Consider the following 20250-nt stretch of genomic DNA (forward strand, 5'->3'; position numbering starts at 1 on the left):
TCGACATCTCAAACTTTTGACGAGGTAGAGAATTATGCGTATTGCTGTTGCTGTTTTTTTACTTACCGTTCTCTTCTCTGTGCAGTCACAGGCAGCGGAGGATGCAGTTCTCACACTCCCGACCGGGAGGCTTTACGGAACCGTAGAAATTCCGGCAGGTGTCCGAAAACCGCCAGTTGCCCTCATAATAGCAGGTTCCGGCCCCACTGACAGAAACGGAAACAACCGCTTTGCAGGCAGAAACGACAGCCTTAAACAACTGGCGGAATCATTGGCAGAAAACGGCATAGCCTCTCTCCGTTATGACAAGCGCGGAATAGGTGCAAGCAGGGAACTTGCGACAGCAGAAAAGGATCTGCGGATTGAGCATTACATAGATGATGCTGTTTTCTGGGGTGAATACCTGCTGCTGAGCGGGCGTTTCGGGAAACTGACAGTCATAGGCCACAGCGAAGGAGCATTAATAGGCGCAGCAGCAGCGGAGAAGCTCAATGCCGACGGCTTTGTCTCCATAGCTGGTGTAGGCAGACCCGCATACACTGTTATTGAGGAGCAGTTTGAAAAATTCCCTGCATTTAAGAACGAGGTCAAAAGAATAAATGAACACCTGAAAAAAGGGGATACAGTGGGGAGCATCTCTCCTGAACTGATGCCTGCTTTCAGGCCGGATATTCAGCCTTATGTCATTTCATGGTACAGGTATAACCCGGCTGAGATTACCGGCAGGCTGAGAATGCCCGTTCTCATAGTTCAGGGAACCACAGACATTCAGGTCAGCGTGAGCGATGCGGAGCTTCTGGCAAAATCAAATAAGAAAGCCCGCCTTGCCATCCTGAAAGATGTCAACCATGTGATGAAGGAAGCAGGAGCGGATATGAAGCAGCAGCAGGAGAGCTACACAAACCCCGCCTACCCTGTTTCGCCGAAGGTGACTGAAGCCGTGGCAGGTTTTATCAAAGGGCTGAACTAGGGCGTTTTACCTTGCCGTTTCCGCCATGCTGATTCCGCGCCGCAGGTTTGCTATATCACTTACGGGGGGAGCGCCGAACATGCGCGAATATTCCCTGCTGAACTGGGAAGGGCTTTCATAACCGACACGGAACGCGGTGCTCGCCGCATCGGCAGATTCCGAAAGCATAATCCTGCGCGCCTCGGTGAGGCGAAGCCTCTTCTGGAACTGGAGAGGGCTCATCGCCGTAACCTCCTTGAAATGGTGATGAAACGATGACTGGCTCATGTTGGCTATTTCCGCCATTTCCTCTATCCGCATATTTTTTGAGAAATCGGTTTTCAGAACCTTTATCACCTTTGCTATCCTCTGCATGCTGCTTCCCGCGACAGCTATCTGCGCTAGGTTTGCCCCGTGCGGGCTTTTAAGCAGACGGTAATAGAGCTCTTTCAGTATCAGCGGCGACATAAAACCCGCATCACCAGGAGTTTCCAGAAGTCTTACCAGCCGGAGAATACAGTCTGCCATCCCCTCATCTGTCCTGCCTACGAAAAGCCCTCTGGAAGTGCTGCCCCCTTCCGGTGCGTGCATTAGCATCTCATTTATCACCAGAGGATCTATGGTTACCGTAAGCCCAAGATACGGCTTCTCTCTGGAAGCTTCTGTCACCTGCCCCACGACAGGAAGTTCCACCGAAACCGCCAGATACTCCGAAGGAGAATAGCTGTAGAGTTCATTCTCAAGCATTACTTCCTTTTTCCCCTGTACAATGACACACAAGGAAGGCACATAAACCACTGATGACTTAATCCTCCGGCTCTCGGATTTCAGCACGCTGAGTTCCGGAATCACTGTCCGGCTGGCCACATCCGGCTCGGAGTATTTATCAATCAGAAAAGCAAGTTCCTGACGTTGAAGCTCGTTCATAAACCCTCACATCTGCTGTTTAGCATCTTTAGAGTATAGTTTTTCTGGCTGAAACAAAAAAGAAATATCTGCTTCTGCCGGAGGATCGGGCAAGACTTGAGCAGTTATGTGTATTTAAAAACGGCAAAACGTGGTTATCATTATGTATAAAGATTCCTGCGGAGGGCATAAATGAAAACAGCAATCATAACCGGAGGCAGCAGAGGGCTGGGTAAAAGCATGGCACTGGCACTGGCTGACAAAGGAACAGACGTAATAATAACTTACCAGAGCAAAAAAACGGAAGCGGAAGATACGGTCAGTCAGATAGCAGCAAAGGGGCAGAAAGCCGCAGCTGTTCAGCTTAATGTTTCAGACAGCAAAACCTTTCCCGCCTTTGCCGATGAAGTAAGAAAAGTTCTGGCAGACTTCGGCAAAACAGGCTTTGACATGCTGGTGAATAATGCAGGCATGGGGATAAACACTCCTTTTGCTGAAACCACAGAGGAACAGTTTGACCTCCTGATGAATACGCACTTCAAGGGAACCTTCTTCCTCACCCAAAAGCTGCTTCCGCTTATGAACGATAACGGCAGAATAATGAATATCTCAACCGGACTTACCAGATTCAGCATGCCCGGTTATTCGGCTTATGCATCCATGAAGGGCGCTGTAGAGGTTCTCACACACTATCTGGCAAAAGAGCTCGGTCACAGGGGAATAAGTGCGGTATCTTTTGCCCCCGGAGCAATTGAGACCGACTTCGGCGGCGGACGCGTGAGGGATAACAGCGAAATCAACAGACATATCGCCTCGATCACCGCACTGGGCAGGGTCGGCCTTCCTGATGACATAGGCGGGGCTGTTGCGGCGCTTCTTTCTGATGAATGCAGATGGATAAACGGCCAGAGAATAGAGGCTTCCGGCGGAATGCTGCTGTAAACAAAAAGGCGGGGCTTATACCCCGCCTCATTTATCTGCAATATGATTTCTTTATCTTATCTTAAAAGCGCCCATCATATCCCTGAGCCTTACGGAAATATTCTCAAGGCCGGAGGCACTCTCCGCCAGATGGTCAGAGGTTGACTTAACCTCTATGGAGACAGTGGCCACTGAGTCTATATCCTGCTGTATCTGTCCGCTGGTTGCCGCCATCTGCTGAGTGGCTGTTGATATGTTCTCCACCATGGACTGAAGCTGGGATACGCCCTCTTCAATATCCTTGAGAACAACGGCTATCTGCTTGGAGGATTCAAGCCCGGTATTGACCTGACCCGTCACCCCTTCCATGGATTTGGTAACATTGTCCATCTCCGACTGAGTGCCCATAACGAGATCGGAAATTTCAGAGGTTGCCTTCTGTGTGCGCTCAGCAAGCTTGCGCACCTCATCAGCAACAACGGCAAAGCCTCTGCCCGCTTCCCCTGCCCTTGCCGCCTCAATGGCTGCGTTGAGAGCCAGAAGGTTCGTCTGGTCTGCAATATCACTGATCACGCTGACAATATCCTTAATCTCCTGAGACTTTTCACCCAGAGAATGAACAAGCACCGATGATTTATCCACCGTGTCTTTTATTTTGACAACGCCTTTGAGCGATTCGTCCACTACTTTACGGCCGTTTACCGCCTTATCGGCTGTTTTATGTGCAAATGTGGATATATCCGAGAGGTTGCGGGCTATCTCGCCTGTTGTGGCAGACATCTCATTTGCCGCTGCGGAGATAAGCTCGGAGCGTTCTGACTGCTCGCTCATTCCCGCAGAAAGCTCCTGTGCACCTGCTGAGAGATCTGAGCTTGAGGCTTTCAGGTCGTCCGCAACAATGGTGAGGTTATTTATCATGCTGCTGAGTCTCCCCACCATATCATGAACAGAATGGGTAAGGCTCGTTGTGTCGCCATGAGCAACTTTGAGATCCGCCGTGAAATCACCGTCGGCAATTTTCTGCATAGTTACCACAACCTGCTCAGGCTCGCCGCCAAGCTGCCTGACAAGTCTTTGAGCTATGAGGAATATGAGTCCGCCCACAAGCAGAACGGCGGCAAAAGCCGCCATGGCAATTGCTGATTTTATATGGCTGAGAGCACCGTATATCTCTTCAAGGGGTACGCTGAGTCCGAAAATAAACCTGTAGTCGGCCCCGTTTATGGGGATAGGGGTATAGAGGGTGTAAGCCATTTTGCCTGTTGTGGCATTTGCTTTCTCAACAAAATGCTCCTTGCCTTCGCTGAGGTAAGGGGCTATCTGCTGAACAACCTCTGAGGGTTTGCCCACACGATCTTTAACAGGGTGGGCTACCATTGTGAATTTATCCGAAAGGAGGAAGGTGTAGCCTGTATCATAAACCTTGATGTCTTTCAGCATGTCGGTGAGGCTGTCCAGAAGTATATCGCCTCCGGCAACACCTGCTGTCCGCCCGTTTATTTCAAAGGGAACACTGATTGTAACCGTCGTAAGCTGTTTCCCTTCAAAGTCGTAAGTGGCCGGTTCGGAGATGTGAATCTTTCCGTCTCTGAGCGGAAGCTGATACCAGTCGCTCACCGCCCCTGTGTCATACATTGAGGTGGTGTGGGCTCTGCTTATCCCGCCGCCGGTTCTGTAGGGCATGGGGCAGAACTGACCCTGTTCGTTTGTACCGGCCGCACCTGAGCCCGCAAGCTCCGCGTCGCGTCCGTCAAACTGGTTCGGTTCCCACACTATCCACACATCAAAAAGATGCGGGTTATCATCCAGCACCTTTACCAAGTGCTCCATGACCTGCTCACGGCTTACTCCGGCTGTGGTAAAAGTTTCGGCGGCAGAAGCAAGAGAGCGGGAAACCGCTATAGTTTTCTCCATGTCACCCCTGAAGAGATTGCCGTAACTTCTGGAAAGGTTCCGCACATCGTTTTTGGCGATGTACTCCGTTTCTGTGTAAACCACTCTGTAGATGATTACTCCTGTGACAAGAAATGAACCGATAATGGCCGCAATGACAGGGATAAGAATTTTCATTCTGAAAGAGACATTCATTGTTGTTCCCCTTTAACGCTTAGAAATACAGTAAAAACATTTAGATTGTATATTGTATTCATATATACAATACGGATAAACTATACCCGCATTCCGAAAATGCAATAGAATATTCGGAGACTGGTTGACAAAAAAAGGGAGCCTTTAAAGGCTCCCTATGTAATTATTATCTGGCTGACCTGACTGTTTCAGCCGCCACAGTCTCTTCGTCAAGCCCCAGCAGCCTGAGTATGCCGTCGGGGTTGCCGGAGTAAGCGTATGAGCGCACACCGAAAGTTTTCACTTTGAGTCCGAGCCCTTCCTCAGCCGCCTTAGCGCCGATTATTGAACCCAGACCAGTGTTTGCGTTATGATCCTCATAAACGAAAACAGTTTTTGAGGCATATTTTTTCAGGAGCTCCATGTCCGGTTCAAGGGGGCAGCTCATGTTGATTACTGCGAGTTTAACTCCCTTCTCTGCGGCAAGTTTAGCAACTTTCAGCGCTCTGGGAAGCATGGCTCCGTAGGTTACGAAGGCAGCATCCCCTTCTGTCAGCACATCCGCTTTGCCGTATTCGAATTTATAATCTCCCGCGAAGAAGGGTGTTCCGTCCGCTTTTGCCACTGTGGGTATTTTTGAGCGCCCCATGGCTATGAGGAAGTTCCCCTGCGCAGCGGCTGCGTATCTCACAGCGCGGTCTGTCTGGTTGGGGTCTCCCGGAACTATTACCTTAAAACCGTATATGTTGCGCATAGCGCCCACATAATCGAGGCACTGGTGGGTTTTGCCGTCTTCACCCACATCAAGCCCGACGTGAGTTGTGGCAACCTTGAGATTGCTGCCGTTTATGTCGTTCAGCCTCTGCTGGTTGTATGCCTCATCCACACCGAAAACACCGAAATCAGCAAAGAAGCTCACAACACCGTTAACACTGGCCGCGCCTGCGCATGTGGCTGTGTGGTGTTCCTGAATACCTGCCTGAACAAAGTTTTCGGGGCAGTGCTTCTCAACTCCGTCTGTCTTTACGGAGCCTGCAAGGTCGCAGTCGAAAACCGCAACGGGTGTGCCTCCGTTAGCCTTGGTCTCCTTCACAACATCAAGAAGAGCATCGCCGAAGGCGGAGCGGTTGTCTGTTTTATCGGTGACGGCGTATGTTCTGGGGGTTCCTGCGAAAATTTTGGCAGGTTCCTGAACAAGCTCATGCTCAGCGTGGCTGAACTTGAACGCCGCACGTTTTACCTTAAGCTCTTCCAGATCGTTCTCAATGCCGAGTTCGGCAAGAGCATCGGCAAGCTGAGCTTCCGTGAGCGGTTTGCCGTGGTAGCCCGCTATGTTCTCCATGAAGCTCACACCGAAGCTCATTATAGTGTTGGCGAGGATGAGAACAGGCTTTTCTATCTTTTTGGATGCGGCAACGGCGTTGAATATCTGCGCGTAGCTGTGTCCGTCTATCTCGATAACGTGCCAGCCGTCTGCCTCGAACTCGCCTCTGATGTTCTGGGGCATGACAGAGGCTATATTGCCGCTTATCTGGAGCTTGTTATAGTCTATGAACGCTGTTATGTTGTTGTAGCCGTATTTGGCGGCGAACCTTCTCGCTTCGGGGATCTGGCCTTTCTGCTGCTCGCCGTCACCCATAAAAACGTATATGTCGAACTCTTCTCCGCGCATCCTGCCCGCAACTGCCGCTCCGCATGCGGCGGAAAGCCCCTGACCGAGGTTGCCCGTTGACCATTCAACTCCGGGAACCATGCGCTCAATGTGCCCTTCGTATATGGAGCCCGCGAGGCGGAAGTAGGCTATGGCATCCTGCACGGGGAAAAAACCGTTTCTGGCAAGGGTGCTGTAAACGCCGGGGGATGTGTGCCCGTGGGAAACGAAGATCCTGTCCCTTGTGGAGGATTTGCAGTTGTCCTTATTGATGTTGGCGTATTTGTACACAGTGAGGTACATGTCAATGGAGGACATGGAGCCGCCGGGATGGCCGCTGGCGGCAATTGTGGTCATTTTCAGTATGTCGCCCCTGCAATGGGTCGCTACGGTTTTGAGTTCATTGATTTCCGCTTCGCTCAGTGAGCCTGTGAAGCCTTTCTCGGACATTTATACACCCCTGAAATTTATAAAAACTATGTTCATTATATTTTGAGAAAAAGAATATACCAATGAGCGCGGTCAATGTCAACGAAAGCAGGTTCAGAGCAGTTTTAAAACATCATCAGTGCTTATATCGCGCATGCAGCGGAAATGCCCCAGAGGACATTTTTCCTGTCCGTGGACATGGCACGGGCGGCAGTCCAGCCCCTTGACCTCAGCAACGGAACATCCCTCAAACTCCGGCGCGAAGCCGAAGTCCGCAGTTGTGGAGCCGAATACGGCGATAACTTTTTTATTCAGTGCGGCTCCAGCGTGCATGGGCCCGCTGTCGGTGGTTATCAGCACGGAGGCGGAAGCTATAACGTCAATCATTTCCCGTAAAGAGGTTTTGCCCGTGAGGTCATTTACACCGTCAATCTGCGGGAAATCCCCCTGACCAATGACCGTAACCCTCTGCCCCATGCCCGCAAGCCTTTCCGCCAGTTCAGGAAACTTGTCCCACTGCTTGGTATGTTTGCTGGCAAAGGGGTTCAGGACTATACCGCCCTCCTCCCTTTTACCGGAATGCAGAACGGGGCGGAGCTCCTCTACTGAGTAATCCTTCATACCCAGCGGTTTAAGTGCCTCAGCGTACTTTTTCACCACGTGCATTCCTAATCTTTCTGTTCTTTTCCTGTTTTTCACAAAAGCCCTGCGTGCGGCGGAATCTTTCTTATATTTAAGGAATTTTGCGTCCACCATGAATCTGAGCAGAAATGAGCGCAGATTTGCGTGGAGATCTATAACATAATCATAATCGTTAAGCTCTTCCTGAACGGTTTTTGCAAACCCTCTGAATCCGCCTTTTTTATCAAAGGCTATAACACGGTTCACAAAATCCAGACCGTCAAAAACCGGGGCAAAAGCGGAGGAGGTGAACACATCGCACAGATAATCAGGAAACTGCTCCCTGAAAAGCTTAATCACTCCGGTGATGAGTATAACATCGCCCAGTGAGCTCAGGCGCACGAAGAGGACTCTTGTTCTGCGCTCCTTTACAGGAGCATGTATTATTTTTCTGTTATCATCTTTTGAGTTATTCATTACCGAGCACCTTTTTAACAGCCTGAAACACATCATCGGCGCTGATTTCGCCCATGCAGCGGAAATGCCCCTCCGGACATTCGTTGCCTCCGTGGAGCCCGCAGGGGCGGCAGTAAAGCTCCTTTTCCACCACGATGCTTTTATCATCATACGGAAAAAAGCCCAGCGCCTTCACAGTGGGGCCGAATATCCCCACAGCGGGAGTGCCCACGGCGGAGGCTATGTGCATCGGCCCGCTGTCATTGGTGACAAGCACCTCCATAGCCTTTATGTATGAAGGAAGCTGCCCCAGGGGAAGCTTGCCGCAGAGATTCATCAAAGGATACCGGGCGTGAGCCTTCACCCTTTCGCAGTCACCGAAATCACCGGGGCCGCCGAAGAGAACGCAGAAAAAACCCTCTTCATACAGCTTATCACTTACTTCGGCGAACTTTTCCCCCTGCCACTTCTTAGTAGCCCATACACTGCCCGCGTTCATGCCGATGAGCCTGCGCCCGCCGGAGGCGGATTTTATGTATTTCGCGGCGTTTGTGCTTATCCTCTCATCAACAAAAACCTCCGCGCTTCCCGCAGCCGCTTTCACCTCATCCTGCCTGAAACCGTCAATAAGCGGTTCAAGAAGCATAAGATTGCGCTCAACTTCGTGGAGGCTCATGTCTCTGTTCACCGTCTCGGTATAAAGAAATGAAAAAGCCGACTGCCTGAACCCCACACGGCGCAGAACGCCTGTCAGAGCCATTGTCAGCGTGCTGCGGAAGGACTTGTGACAGGATATTATTATATCGTAATCACGCTTTTTCAGCTCACGGGCAAAACGGAAAATACCGCCCGCGCCGCCTGCCGATCTGCGTTTGTCAAAGACAATGACTTCGTTTATCAGCTCCATCCCCTGAAAAAGCGGCGCATTCTCCGGCCGCACGCAGAAATCCACGGCACTGTCCGGAAAATAATGCCTCACAGCTTTTATAAGAGGTGTGGTGAGCACCGAATCGCCAAGGAATGAAGGGTTGAACACAAGTATCTTCAAAATATTTCCTTTGATTTTATTTCAGGGAAAAAGATTCATTTCAGTTTATCCCAAAACAGCCCATACCCGTCAAGCTCATATTGTTGTTAAAGCCCCGCTGAACAGTTCTTTAGCCTTGCTTAAACAAGAGGGTTCTGGTAGATTTGTCGGATGGATGAACTTGATAAACACCGACAGGAAATTGACAGGCTGGACGCCGAGATACTCAGGCTTCTGAACGCACGCGCAAAAGAAGCCATGAAGATCGGCGAAATCAAGAAGGAGCTGGGCAAGCCCCTTTATGTTCCCTCGCGGGAGAAGCAGATTTATGAGCGTCTTTCAAAGATAAATGACGGACCTCTGCCGTTTGAAGCCGTCCGCAGGGTTTACAGGGAGATTATCTCCGCCTCGCTCTCGCTGGAAAAGCTTCAGCGAATCGGCTATCTGGGGCCGGAGGGAACCTTCACCAACCTCGCCGCCATAAAGCAGTTCGGCTTATCCGCCGAGCTTATCCCCATGCGCAGCATACCGGACGTTTTTGACGCTGTGGAGCGCGGCAGGCTGGATTACGGCATTATCCCCGTGGAAAACTCCCTCGAAGGGGTGGTGAACCATACGCTGGATATGTTCGCCGGTTCATCCATCAAAATCTGCGGCGAAGTGTATCTGGAAATCAGCCAGAACCTGATGAACCAGTCCGGCAGGCTTGAGGATGTGCAGAGAATCTACTCGCACCCCCACGCCATACCCCAGTGCAGGAAATGGCTGTCGGAACATGCGGCGGATATTCCCCTTTATGATGTGGAATCCACAGCAAAAGCCGCCGAAATAGCCTCCAAGGATGCCGGGGCGGCTGCCATCGCCTCCGAAATGGCTGAGATATGCTATAACCTTAAAATAATTGAGCGCAGCATAGAGGACATGCCGAACAACTACACGAGATTCATCATCATAGGCGGCTTTGAGCCCCTGCCCACAGGCAATGACAAAACCTCGATGGTTTTCAGCATAACCCACAAATCAGGCTCGCTTTACAAAGCTCTTGAAGTATTTGCCTCCAAGGGTATAAACATGACTAAGATCGAATCCCGCCCTTCAAAGAAACAGGCGTGGGAATATGTTTTCTACGTGGACACTGACGGTCACAGGGACAAAGAACCCCTGAAAGCCGTGATAGACGAATTTGCAGGAAACGTAACCCACTTCAAAGTGCTGGGTTCATATCCCAAGGGGGAAAAATGATAGATTACGCAAAACTCGCAGGTAAAGAGATTCAGGGTTTAAGCCCTTATGTGCCCGGAAAGCCGGTTAAGGAACTGGAAAGAGAGCTGGGCATAGAAAAGGCGGTGAAGCTCGCCTCCAACGAAAACCCGCTGGGGCCTTCACCTAAAGTCATCAAGGCTGTGGCGGATTTTCTGCCGGAGATGTCCCGCTATCCTTACGGCGATGTGTTCTATCTCCGCACCAGACTTGCCTCCAAGCTGGGCATCAGTGCTGACAGACTTATCTTCGGTACAGGCTCAAACGAAATAATAGAGCTCGCCATGAGAACCTTCCTTGCCCGTGACGAACATGTCATGAGCCCTTCGCCCTCTTTCTCCGTTTACGGAATAATAGCTCAGGCGATGAGAGCCTCATGCAGATGGATTCCCGTCAGGAGCGACTTCTCCTTCGATTTTGAAGCACTTGCGGCTAATATAGATGATAAAACGAGAATCATATTCCTCGGCAACCCCAACAATCCCACGGGAACATATTTCAGCCAGGAAGCCCTTGAGGCTTTCATGCAGAAGGTTCCCGCGGAGACCATAGTTGTTCTGGACGAGGCGTACTGCGAATATGTCGATGCGCCGGACTTCCCCGACACGCTCAAAATGCAGAAAAGCTACCCTAACCTCATGATTATGCGCACCTTCTCCAAGGCATACGGTCTGGCGGCGCTCCGTGTGGGCTACTGCATAGCTGATCCCATCGCCATAGACATGATGAACCGTGTCCGCCAGCCCTTCAACACCAACATGGCAGCGCAGATTGCAGCGGAAGCCGCACTGGAGGACACAGACCACCTCAAAAAAGTCATCCGTGAAAACCGCATGGGCAAAGCTTACCTTTACGGCGAGTTTGAAAAACTCGGCTTTGAATATATACCCACTCAGGCAAACTTCATCCTCGTCAAAACCGGCGAAGGGGAGAGAATCTTCAAAGAACTGCTGAAAAAAGGGGTGATAGTGCGCTATCTCGGCCCCGGACTGAAAGACTACATAAGGGTTTCCATCGGCACGGAAGAAGAGAACAAAGTATTCATCGAACAGCTAAAAGCTGTCCTTTAAGGGAGCATAAAGATGATAATTGTACTGAAAAAAGGCGCGACAGACGAACAGGTAAACCACGTAGCAACCAAGCTTACGGAATACGGTTTCCAGACCCATATATCAAAAGGCACGGAAAGAACAATCATCGGCGCAATCGGCGATGAGAGAACCCTCCGCGACAAGCCCCTCTCCTCCATCCCCGGAGTTGAAAAGGTTCTGCCCATCGTGAAGCCCTTCAAGCTTGTGAGCAAGGATTTCAAGGCAGAGCCCACAGTAATCGACATTAAGGGAATAAAAATCGGTGGCGAAAATGTGGCGATAATGGCAGGCCCCTGCTCCGTGGAGAACAGGGACATGCTCTTTGCAATAGGCAAAAGGGTCAGCGAGGCCGGAGCCAAAATCCTCAGAGGGGGAGCATTCAAACCCCGCTCCTCGCCATATGCTTTTCAGGGTCTCGGCGTTGAGGGGCTTAAATATCTCCGTGAAGTGGCTGATGAGTACGGCATGCTTGTAATCACCGAGATGATGGACCCCAGAGACATGGACGACATCCTCAAATACACCGACATAATCCAGATCGGCGCACGCAATATGCAGAACTTCCGTCTCCTGCGTGAGCTCGGAACAATAAAAACCCCCGTTATGCTTAAACGCGGCCTCTGCGCAACTATAAAAGAGTTCCTCATGGCGGCGGAATACATAGCAGCCGGCGGCAACCATCAGGTTATCCTCTGCGAAAGAGGGATCAGGACATACGAAACGGAGACAAGGAACACCCTTGATCTCTCCGCTGTACCCGTTGTTCAGGCAAACACCCACCTGCCCATCATAGTTGACCCCAGCCACGGAACAGGCAGGAGAGACTGCATTCTCCCCATGGCTCAGGCCGCTGTGGCAGCAGGAGCGGACGGTGTTATGATCGAGGTTCACAACTGCCCTGAGGATGCAATGAGCGACGGCGACCAGTCCATAGTTCCCGATGATTTCGACATCCTTATGAAAAGGATGAAGATAATCGCCGAAGCCATAGGCAAGAAAATAAGCTGACGATGGCTTTTAAATCCATAGGTATCATAGGCCTCGGTCTGATAGGCGGCTCCTTCGCAAGAGCCTTCTTCGATCGGGGTCTTTGTGTATACGGGCTTGACGGCTCTTCCTCCGCGCTGGCGGAAGCCGCAGGGGCTGACATATTCAGCGCCCTGACGGATGAGACGGATCAGTTTCTGGCTCTTGAGCCGGAGCTCATATACATATGCGTTCCGGTTGAGGCCACAAAGTCCGTGCTGAGAACCCTCGCTGAAAAAGGGGTGACAACCCCCGTAACAGACGGTGCGAGTACCAAAACATCGGTCTGCGCACTGGCAGGCGAACTAGGACTGAACTTCTGCGGCGGTCATCCCATCGCAGGGCGTGAGGTTTCGGGCTTTTCAGCATCACAAAACGGGCTGTTCGAAGGCGCTGTACATGTCCTCACCCCCGTTGCGGAAGGCTTTCCCGAAGATGACTTAAGAGCCCTCCATGAAGGAATCGGCATGCGGGTAACTGTGATGACCGCTGAAAGGCATGACCTTGTGTTCGGCGCCATAAGCCACCTGCCCCACGTTACCGCCTTTTCCCTTGTGGAGGCGGTGAACCTTGTATGCCCCGAAGCTTTCGCTTATACAGGCGGCGGGTTTAAGGACTTCACCAGAATAGCGGCCAGCAATCCACGCATGTGGACGGATATATTTCTGGATAATGACAAAAAAATCATAGGACTCATTGATGCCTATATAGACTTCCTCAAAACATGGCGGGAGGATATAGAGGCTAAGAATGAGGAAAAAATATATAAACGCATAGAAGAAGCCAGCAGCATCAGGAGAGGCATAAAATGATCACTTTCGGACAGATCAAATCAGTCAAAGGGGAAATCACGGTTCCGGCGGACAAATCCATAACTCACCGCTCCTTCATGCTCGGCGCTATGGCAGAAGGGAGCACAAGGGTGACAAACCCGCTCATGTCCCGCGATACCATAGCCACAATGAACGCAATGAAAGCCCTCGGTGCGGAATTTCTCACTGCCGAGAACGGGTTCATTGTTGTTTCCAAAGGCTACAGATTTTTTCAGGAACCGAGTGACGTTATCAACTGTGACAACTCCGGCACAACAGCAAGGCTCATCAGCGGGCTCATTGCTCCCGCGGGAGTTTACGCTGTCCTCACCGGGGATGACAGCCTCCGCAAGAGACCGATGAAAAGGGTGATCAAACCCCTCTCCATCATGGGGGCAAGGATGGAAGCCGCCTCCAACGGAACGCTGCTTCCCCTCTCCATCCTCCCCGCTAAAATGCACCCGGCGGACATCAAAGGCGAAACCAAGAGCGCGCAGGTGAAGAGCTCCGTCCTTCTGGCGGCAGCCCAGATCGAGGGGCGCACAACATACACCGAACCCGCGCCCACAAGGAACCATTCTGAAATAATGCTGAAAAGCTTCGGTGCGGATATTTCCGTAAACGGAGGCACTGTCATAATAAACGGCGGCAGACCGCTCACCGGAACCGATGCGGCAGTACCCGGAGATTTTTCTTCCGCTGCTTTCTTCATCGGTGCGGCGCTCATGTTTGAAGGTTCTGACATAACCATCAGAAATGTCGGCCTCAATGAAACCAGAACAGGGCTCCTCACCGCCCTTGCCTCATTCGGCGTAAAGTTTGAGCTCAATTATTATGAAAATACAGTGGAGCCCATGGGCGACATCCACATAAAACATCAGTCATTCAGCGGCGGCAGGGTGGACGGGGATCTGGTGGCGAACCTGATAGATGAGCTTCCGCTTCTGGCGTTTCTCGGCATGTTTGCTGACTCGCCCGTTGAAATAAGGGATGCCCACGAGCTGCGGGTCAAGGAATCCGACCGCATAGCCTCAACACTCTACAACCTCCGCCAGCTTGGCGCAGAAACCGAGGAGTTTGAGGACGGGATGAAGATATATCCGCTGAAAAAAGAACCTGTTCAGGCACACCTCCGCTCCTTCTTCGATCACCGTATAGCCATGCTCTCCATCCTTATGTGCAAGCGTTTCGGGGAGAAGGTTTCTGTTGACGAGACAGAAAGCGTTGATGTATCTTTTCCCAACTTCGCAAGCATTCTGGAGCAGACAGAAGTTAAGTGAGTTTCGGCTGAAGCAGGATACAGGCGGCTTGCTGATAAAATACTTTTAAAAATAACAATGTATATATTTGCATAAATCCTCCCCCGCCCTCCTTTACAAAAGGAGGGGGTTTTGCTTTTAGCGTCAACAGCTTCCTCCTTTATAAAAGGGGGATTTGATAAAGATGAACAAGTCGGTTACTGTGTTTATAACTCCATGGACGGAGTTGCGCAGTGCGAAGCGAAAGAGTGCGCAGCACAGCGAACGCGGGCAGCGCAAACGCAACCAAAGCAGCAAACAGCTTTACTGTGCAGGCTGCGCGTGAGAAAAAACTACAGGATGTAGGTTTTTTCGAACTATTATAAGTCAGAGATTGCTTCACCCCCGTCGGGGTTCGCAATGACATAAACAACTCCATGGACGGAGTTGCGCCGTGCGAAGCGAAGCCTTGCTTTGCAAGGCGCGAGCGTGTGAAGAAACGGACAGGATGTGCCGTTTCTGAACTATTATAGTAAAGGACATGATTTAATGAGTTTTCAGGTTGCCGTTGACGGCCCCGCAGGCAGCGGGAAAAGCAGTGTTTCAAAACTTATAGCGAAAAAATACGGTTTCACATACCTTGACACTGGCGCAATGTACAGAGCATGCGCATATATCAGAACGTCATTCGCCGATGATGACATTTCCTTCATAAAAATCCTTGAAAATACAGATATGCGTTTTGAGCCCTCCCCTTCAGGGCAGCGTATGTTCATAAACATCGCCGGAAAGGAGACGGAAGTCACAGACATAATCCGCACACCTGAGATAACGGCAAAAGTCGGTGAAATTTCCGCAATGCCGGATGTGCGCCGTCTTATGACAGCCAAGCAGCAGGAACTTGCCGAACGCGGAGAGGTCATAATGGAAGGGCGCGATATAGGCACGGTGGTTATGCCGGAGGCGGATGTTAAGTTTTTCTTCACCGCCTCACCCACTGAGCGCGCAAGGCGAAGACAGGCCGAATGGCAGACAAAAGGCGTGGAAGTGCCTCTGGAACAGCTTGAAAACGATATTCTCAAAAGAGACGAAATGGATTCGTCCAGAACCGAAGCCCCCCTGAAAAAAGCCGATGATGCACTGGAATTGGACACAACTGGCTTGACAATAGATGAAGTTATATCAATAATGTCTGCTGAGATTGAAAGGAAACGAAAGGCCTGAGGTTTTAGTGAAAGTTTTTCTTGCCGAACATGCAGGGTTCTGCTTCGGCGTTGAACGCGCCGTGAGTCTTGTGGAAGAGACATCCGGCCTCAAATCAAACGTCTGCACTCTGGGACCGATTATACACAACCCGCAGGTTGTAAGACGCTTCAGCGAAAAGGGCGTCAGCGTCTGCAAATCACCGGATGACCTCAGCAGGGAAAGCACAGTCATTATACGTTCTCACGGCGTAACCAGAGAGACCTACCGAAATCTTGATGAAAAAGGCATAGATACGGTGGATGCTACCTGCCCCTTTGTCAAGAAAGCCCAGAAATCCGCTGGCGAATTCAGCAAAGACGGTTTTTCTGTCGTTGTATTCGGAGAGAGAGAACACCCTGAGGTTGAAGGAATAGTAAGCTTCATTGAGGGTGATTTTTATATAATATCAAGCGAGGCCGAGGCGGAAGCGCTTCACGGCTTCGATAAATGCGCCCTCGTGGCGCAGACCACGCAGAACAAAGATACTTTTTCAAGAATTACAGAAATTCTTAAAACTAAATGCCGCGTGCTGGAAACAGCGCATACCATATGCAGCGCCACGGAAAAACGCCAGTCTGCGGCTATTGAGCTTGCCCGCAGGGTGGACGCGATGATTGTGATAGGCGGTAAAAACAGCGCCAACACAACACGTCTGTTCACCATTTGCAGCGAGATATGCCCCAGAACCTACCACATAGAAACTGCGGAGGAGCTTGAGGGCGTTAAGTTTATGCCAGAGGATACCATAGGGATAACCGCAGGCGCCAGCACGCCGGGAGATCTCATAAATGAGGTAATAGAACACTTTGGAAGGGGTCAGGAAATGAATGTGAATAACTCTAACAGCAATGACGAAATGAGAATGGAGGACTTTGAAACGCTTCTTGAAGAATCGTTCCAGCTCCCTGAGAAGGGCTCCGTTGTTAAAGGAGTCGTTGCGCAAATCAACGAAAGCGAAATCCTCGTCAACATCGGTTACAAAACCGAGGGGATTATCTCCAAAACCGAATTCGGCGGTAAAGGAGAGGTTGACGTAAAAGTTGGCGATGAAATCGAAGTAATGTATCAGGGGATGACCGGCGGCGGCGGGTACATCAAACTTTCCAGAAAAGCCATCGAAAAAGAAACAGACTGGCTGGCTGTGGAATCCGCACTTGAAACGGGCAAACCCGTTAAAGTTAAGGTTACAAGCAACGTGGATAAGGGCTTCCTCGGCAAGTTCAACGACATCGACTGCTTTATCCCCGAAAACCACATAGATTTCAAAAACAGAATGCAGGACCCCAAGTCCTACATCGGCAAGGAAATCGAGTGCAAAGTACTTAAAACTAACAAAAAACAGCGTTCATTCCTCGCTTCAAGAAGAATCAATATGTCTGAGTCCATGGACAAAAACAAAAAAGAATTCTTCGACGGCATCAAAGAAGGGGAAGCACTGAAAGGAACAGTTAAAACTGTTAAAAACTACGGTGCTTTCATGAACTTCGGCGCGGTGGACGGCTTCCTTCATAAAAACAACATAGGCTGGGGAGTGGTTAAACACCCCTCACAGTACCTGAAAGAAGGCGAAGAGATTGAGGTTCTTGTTCTTACCATAGACAGAGAGAACGAAAAACTCGAAGTCGGTCTGAAACAGATACACAATGACCCATGGAGTGCTGTGGACGATAAATACCCCGACAACCAGATAGTTAAAGGAACAGTGATCACCAGAAAGAGCAAAGGCTTTGTCCTTGAGCTTGAACCCGGTGTGGACGGTTTTGTTCCTCAGGAAGAGCTTTCATGGCTTAAAAACGCGAAAGTGAAGCTTGAGCCGAAAGACGTGGTTGAAGGCGTGGTTGTTGGCGTGGACAACGCAAACAGAAAAGTTATCGTGTCACTCAGACTCCTTAACGAAAACCCCTGGGATACGCTTAAAGATAAACACCCCGAAGGCTCCACAGTCAAAGGAGTGATCAAAAGCGTTACTGAGTTCGGTCTCTTTGTTGATTTCGGCGAGTTCCTTGACGGCCTTATCCGCAAGAAAGACATTTCATGGACCGAAGAGCCCGAAGATCTCTCAAACTTCAAAGAAGGTGCGGAAATTGAGGCGAAAGTCCTTAAAATCGACCCCGAAAGAGAGAGAATCAGCCTCGGACTTAAACAGCTTGAGCCCAACCCATGGAGAGAAGTCGGCAAGCTTCTTCCCCTCGGTAAAATGACAGAGGTTGAAATCACTGCTGTTACAAAAGACGGCGTTACTGTTTCTCTCCCCAGAGACCTCAGCGGCTTCATCCCCGTTTCTGAGCTTGATGTGGACAAAATAGAGCCGGACAGCAAGTTCAAAGTAGGTCAGACAATCAAGGCTGTTGTTATCAAAAACGACCAGAGAGAAAGAAGCATCATCCTCTCTGTCAAAAGACATCAGCAGGATTCCGAAAGAAAAGAAGTTAAGGAATTCCTCAAAAAGATGGATGACGGAAATTCAAGCTTCAGCCTCGGCAGCATGCTGAAAGACAAGCTTGATGCTCTGGAAAACAACGAAGAGTAATTTTTAAAAATATAAAACTGGCCCCCATAAAAAAAGCCGCCTCACAAGGGCGGCTTTTTTGTTTATTTACAAAGTCCTTTACACCTTTTCTGCGTCACTCCGGCGGATACACGCTTCCATGGAACTGTTACGCTTTTCAGAAGGTGATAATTCTATCTGCCCATTCGACCATGTCGATGCAGTCGTTCATTGTTGAGATCGGGCAGGCATCGCTCTCATCCATCTCCCTCGATTTTATGCAGGTTCCGCAGGCAAGCAACACTCCGCCGCCATCGGCAAATTCATCAAACATAGCCTTCACATTATATTTGCCGCTGTCTATCTTAATGCTTTCAACACCTTTGCTCATAAGGAAGATCTTGACTTCGTGCCCCTTTTTGAGAGATGCGACACCGAAGCGCACCCCGTTCCATGCCGTTTCAGGGTCGTTTGACTGAAGAATAATGCCGAATTTCATACTGACCTCCTATGATTAGTTTAAAAAAATCCCCGCATAAGGCGGGGATTCTGGCTGCTGACAAACTGTTTTTTTCAAAAATCTGATTTTTCATAACCTAAACTGTTATTATTTCATCAATATATCTACTTACCGGATAAAAGCAGGGCTTCGCTGCGCACGGCGCGTTGTCTTGTCTTCATAATCCGAAATTTACCATCCATGGAAATTCCGGATACACGCTCGCGCCCTGCAAAGCAGGGCTTCGCTGCGCACGGCGCGGTTCCATCCATGGAACCGTAATCTATTTCATCAATATATCCATAATGCCGTGGTAGATTTCGGAGGTTTTCTGAGCCACATCATCGGGAAGTTTGGGACCGGGGGCTTTTTTGTCCCAGTCGAGGGTTTCCAGATAGTTGCGGACATACTGTTTGTCCATGCTGTCCTGCGGTTTTCCTGCCTGATAGCCGACTTTTTTCCAGAATCTGGATGAATCCGGCGTGAGAACCTCATCTATGAGGATTATTTTCCCATCGTATATGCCGAACTCAAGCTTGGTATCTGCTATTATAATCCCTTTGGCATCGGCTATGTCCCTTGCTCTCTCATAAACGGCAACCGTAAGGCGTTTGAGATCTTCCGCATCCTTTTTACCGAGGTCTGAGGCCATTCTTTCAAAGGAAACATTTTCGTCATGCTCGCCCACTTCCGCCTTAGTAGCAGGAGTAAAAAGAGGCGTTTCGAATTTCTGTGATTCAAGAAGCCCTGCGGGAAGCTTAATGCCGCAGATTTCGCCTGTGGCTTTGTAGTCCTTCCAGCCGGAACCTGTTATATAGCCTCTCACAACGCACTCAAAAGGGAAGGGTTTTGCTTTTTTAACCAGCATTGAGCGCCCCTCAAGCTGGCTTCTGTATTCACGGCAGATTTCAGGCATTTCATCCACTTCGGTGGTAATGAGGTGGTTCTCCACTATGTCTTTTGTGTTTTCGAACCAGAATTTGCTAAGTTTAGTAAGAACTTTCCCTTTTCCGGGTATTCCGTTGGGGAGAACGACATCGAAAGCGGATATTCTGTCTGTGGTGACGATAAGCATCTGCTCGCCCAAATCATAAATATCCCTTACCTTTCCGCTGCCGATAAATTTAAGTTTCGGCATATCCGTTCTGAGAATAGTATCCATCCTGAAATCTCCTTAAATTAAATGATCCCTGCTTCCTTGAAGGCGGCGATACCGCCGTCTATATTATAAACCTCGAAGCCGAGGTCCCTTAACACCATAACGGCTATGGAGCCCTTGGAGCCGTTAGCGCAATATACATAAACAGGGCGGCTTTTGTCTATCTTATCCGCCTCATTCACTATGTCATGGAGAAAAATGTTTACCGCGCCCTTGAGACCGTCTTTAGCGAAATCAGTTTTTGTGCGTATATCTATTACCTGAATGCTTTCAGGAGCGAGTTTCATGAAGTTTTCGGCGGAAATACCGGAAGAGCTTCTTGTTCCCCCGCTTCCGTCGGCGTTGATCACCTGTCCCGGTTCGCAAGCCATAGTTCCCCCTCTGTATGTGTCCGGTAAATTATAA

At 50.0% G+C, this 20250-nt stretch carries 17 protein-coding genes; 9 read left to right on the top strand and 8 right to left on the bottom strand.

Annotation, left to right across the window (positions count from 1 at the left end; all coding sequences use genetic code 11):
- Window positions 1-34 precede the first annotated feature (34 nt).
- Entirely contained in the window at window positions 35-970 is a 936-nt protein-coding gene (locus OSQ85_RS06590) for an alpha/beta hydrolase (RefSeq protein WP_265822049.1), read from the top strand.
- Between the two features lie 6 nt (window positions 971-976).
- On the opposite strand, the gene OSQ85_RS06595 is transcribed toward OSQ85_RS06590, so the two are convergent.
- Window positions 977-1876 (bottom strand): AraC family transcriptional regulator, encoded by a 900-nt coding sequence (locus OSQ85_RS06595; protein WP_265822050.1) that lies wholly within the window; start codon window positions 1874-1876, stop codon window positions 977-979.
- 171 nt (window positions 1877-2047) lie between these two features.
- On the opposite strand from OSQ85_RS06595, the gene OSQ85_RS06600 reads away from it, so the two are divergent.
- A complete protein-coding gene (locus tag OSQ85_RS06600) occupies window positions 2048-2797 on the top strand; it encodes an SDR family NAD(P)-dependent oxidoreductase (RefSeq protein ID WP_265822051.1) in 750 nt (249 codons plus the stop codon).
- 51 nt (window positions 2798-2848) lie between these two features.
- Here OSQ85_RS06600 and OSQ85_RS06605 read toward each other — a convergent pair whose 3' ends face one another.
- The 4 genes from OSQ85_RS06605 to waaF form a co-directional block, all read right to left on the bottom strand.
- On the bottom strand, window positions 2849-4864 hold the full coding sequence (locus tag OSQ85_RS06605; protein ID WP_265822052.1) for a methyl-accepting chemotaxis protein: 2016 nt from the start codon (window positions 4862-4864) through the stop codon (window positions 2849-2851).
- Window positions 4865-5030: 166 nt separating this feature from the next.
- Complete coding sequence (locus tag OSQ85_RS06610) at window positions 5031-6944, bottom strand: transketolase (RefSeq protein ID WP_265822053.1); 1914 nt, start codon at window positions 6942-6944, stop codon at window positions 5031-5033.
- Window positions 6945-7037: 93 nt separating this feature from the next.
- Entirely contained in the window at window positions 7038-8021 is a 984-nt protein-coding gene (locus OSQ85_RS06615) for a glycosyltransferase family 9 protein (RefSeq protein ID WP_265822054.1), read from the bottom strand.
- A complete protein-coding gene (gene waaF, locus OSQ85_RS06620) occupies window positions 8014-9048 on the bottom strand; it encodes a lipopolysaccharide heptosyltransferase II (RefSeq protein ID WP_265822055.1) in 1035 nt (344 codons plus the stop codon). The genes OSQ85_RS06615 and waaF overlap by 8 nt, the downstream gene beginning before the upstream one ends.
- Before the next feature lie 150 nt (window positions 9049-9198).
- Between waaF and pheA the strand changes: the two genes are divergently transcribed.
- From pheA to OSQ85_RS06655, 7 genes are all read left to right on the top strand, one after another.
- Window positions 9199-10269 carry a prephenate dehydratase gene (gene pheA / locus OSQ85_RS06625; RefSeq protein ID WP_265822056.1) on the top strand — a complete coding sequence of 357 codons (1071 nt, stop codon included), beginning with the start codon at window positions 9199-9201 and terminating at the stop codon, window positions 10267-10269.
- Complete coding sequence (gene hisC, locus OSQ85_RS06630) at window positions 10266-11357, top strand: histidinol-phosphate transaminase (protein ID WP_265822057.1); 1092 nt, start codon at window positions 10266-10268, stop codon at window positions 11355-11357. Before pheA ends, hisC begins: the two co-directional genes overlap by 4 nt.
- 12 nt (window positions 11358-11369) lie before the next feature.
- Window positions 11370-12386: a 3-deoxy-7-phosphoheptulonate synthase gene (aroF, locus tag OSQ85_RS06635; RefSeq protein WP_265822058.1), complete on the top strand. Its 1017-nt coding sequence runs from the start codon at window positions 11370-11372 to the stop codon at window positions 12384-12386.
- Window positions 12387-12388: 2 nt separating this feature from the next.
- Window positions 12389-13216: a prephenate dehydrogenase gene (locus OSQ85_RS06640; protein ID WP_265822059.1), complete on the top strand. Its 828-nt coding sequence runs from the start codon at window positions 12389-12391 to the stop codon at window positions 13214-13216.
- Window positions 13213-14496 carry a 3-phosphoshikimate 1-carboxyvinyltransferase gene (gene aroA, locus OSQ85_RS06645; protein ID WP_265822060.1) on the top strand — a complete coding sequence of 428 codons (1284 nt, stop codon included), beginning with the start codon at window positions 13213-13215 and terminating at the stop codon, window positions 14494-14496. Before OSQ85_RS06640 ends, aroA begins: the two co-directional genes overlap by 4 nt.
- A gap of 507 nt (window positions 14497-15003) precedes the next feature.
- Complete coding sequence (gene cmk / locus OSQ85_RS06650; protein WP_265822061.1) at window positions 15004-15678, top strand: (d)CMP kinase; 675 nt, start codon at window positions 15004-15006, stop codon at window positions 15676-15678.
- 7 nt (window positions 15679-15685) lie between these two features.
- The gene (locus tag OSQ85_RS06655) at window positions 15686-18229 is read left to right on the top strand and encodes a bifunctional 4-hydroxy-3-methylbut-2-enyl diphosphate reductase/30S ribosomal protein S1 (protein WP_265822062.1); all 2544 of its coding nucleotides are present in this window, start codon (window positions 15686-15688) and stop codon (window positions 18227-18229) included.
- Window positions 18230-18365: 136 nt separating this feature from the next.
- On the opposite strand, the gene OSQ85_RS06660 is transcribed toward OSQ85_RS06655, so the two are convergent.
- The 3 genes from OSQ85_RS06660 to OSQ85_RS06670 all read right to left on the bottom strand — a co-directional run bounded on the left by OSQ85_RS06660 (window position 18366) and on the right by OSQ85_RS06670 (window position 20216).
- The gene (locus OSQ85_RS06660; RefSeq protein ID WP_265822063.1) at window positions 18366-18686 is read right to left on the bottom strand and encodes a DsrE/DsrF/TusD sulfur relay family protein; all 321 of its coding nucleotides are present in this window, start codon (window positions 18684-18686) and stop codon (window positions 18366-18368) included.
- Window positions 18687-18969: 283 nt separating this feature from the next.
- A complete protein-coding gene (locus OSQ85_RS06665; RefSeq protein ID WP_265822064.1) occupies window positions 18970-19848 on the bottom strand; it encodes a phosphoribosylaminoimidazolesuccinocarboxamide synthase in 879 nt (292 codons plus the stop codon).
- A gap of 17 nt (window positions 19849-19865) precedes the next feature.
- The gene (locus OSQ85_RS06670; RefSeq protein ID WP_265822065.1) at window positions 19866-20216 is read right to left on the bottom strand and encodes a rhodanese-like domain-containing protein; all 351 of its coding nucleotides are present in this window, start codon (window positions 20214-20216) and stop codon (window positions 19866-19868) included.
- Between the last annotated feature and the right edge of the window lie 34 nt (window positions 20217-20250).

Source organism: Geovibrio ferrireducens, from assembly GCF_026226615.1.
GTDB lineage: Bacteria > Chrysiogenota > Deferribacteres > Deferribacterales > Geovibrionaceae > Geovibrio > Geovibrio ferrireducens.